Source organism: Salinicoccus sp. RF5, from assembly GCF_020786625.1.
Lineage (GTDB): Bacteria > Bacillota > Bacilli > Staphylococcales > Salinicoccaceae > Salinicoccus.
In genome coordinates this window covers 1-310 of sequence record NZ_JAJGRC010000020.1, presented here as the reverse complement: position 1 = coordinate 310, position 310 = coordinate 1, and the positions used below count along the sequence as shown (strand labels likewise).

Below are 310 nucleotides of genomic sequence, written 5' to 3'. Positions count from 1 at the left end.
AAGGACTCGACATCGAAGTCACGAATTCGGCCATCAACCAGCTGAAGGGTGATGAAGACATCATCATCACACAGAAGACGCTGACTGAAAGGGCCGAAAGCAAAGTGCCTACTGCCAAGCATATTTCGGTCGACAACTTCCTCATCCTCTTCAGCTGCCTTCTCCGCTTCTTCCTGCTTACGTTCCTCTTCAGCTGCCTTCTCCGCTTCTTCCTGCTTACGTTCCTCTTCAGCTGCCTTCTCCGCTTCTTCCTGCTTACGTTCCTCTTCAGCTGCCTTCTCCGCTTCTTCCTGCTTACGTTCCTCTTCAG

1 pseudogene is annotated in these 310 nt (G+C 51.6%); it reads left to right on the top strand.

Annotation, left to right across the window (positions count from 1 at the left end):
* Window positions 1-143: pseudogene (locus LLU09_RS12640) on the top strand (PTS mannitol transporter subunit IIBC); the annotation flags it as partial.
* Window positions 144-310 lie beyond the last annotated feature (167 nt).